This window comes from Pseudonocardia sp. SID8383 (assembly GCF_009864975.1).
Lineage (GTDB): Bacteria > Actinomycetota > Actinomycetes > Mycobacteriales > Pseudonocardiaceae > Pseudonocardia > Pseudonocardia alni.
The window spans coordinates 1-756 of the sequence record NZ_WWFY01000030.1; the positions used below are offsets into that span (position 1 = coordinate 1).

Annotated in this window: 1 protein-coding gene; it reads right to left on the reverse strand. The window is 78.0% G+C overall.

All coding sequences use genetic code 11. The features are described from left to right. Nucleotides 1-356 (reverse strand): STAS domain-containing protein (locus GTW08_RS00710; protein WP_161151251.1); only part of this gene is annotated, 356 nt, incomplete at its 3' end. Between the last annotated feature and the right edge of the window lie 400 nt (nucleotides 357-756).

Below are 756 nucleotides of genomic sequence, written 5' to 3' on the forward strand. Positions count from 1 at the left end.
GTCCGGACGGCGACCTCGGCGGAGGGGAAGGCACTGCAGCGCTGCAGGACCTGGCGGGCGCGCAGCGGCAGCAGCTCCGCCCGGCCGCCGCATCCGGCCAGGTGCAGCCGCACGCCGTCGGCACGCGAGCGGGCGACGACCGCACCGAGCCGCTCGGTGGCGGGACCGTCGAAGGCGTTGACCCCGGAGAGGTCGACGACGACGTGTCCCGGGGTCCGGCCGCACCGCGCCTGCGCGTCGAGCATCCGCGCCAGCGCCTCCACTCCCGCACGGTCCAGCCGCCCGGACACCCGGACCAGCCGCACCCCCGGTCCCGCCGTCTCGACCGCCAGTCCGATCGCCGTCTGCCCCGCCACGTCCGCCTCCTCGCCGCGCCGGGCCCGCCCGGGCCCGGACACCCGCGGCCTTCCCGGTGCTCCGGGGTCTACACGCACACGGACGGCTTGATCGATACCGTCGCCCGGTTCGGGGAAACCGGACCAATCCGGCCGTTCCGCGTGATATACATCACCTCGCGTGAGCCGCCGGCCTCCCACCGGCACGCACCCGCCTCGTCGCGGGCCACGCACCCCGAGGACCCACCACCCGTCGCTGGGGAGCGGACGGGTGGTCGCCCCGGCCGGGGCCGGCGGATTCGGGACCGCCGACCCCGGCCGACTCGGCCCCCACCCACCACCGTCGGGGCGGTCGCACGGCCCCGTCGGAGGTCAGGCCCGGCGATGCCCCGGCGCGGGTGCGGGCCTGCCGTGGGCACGC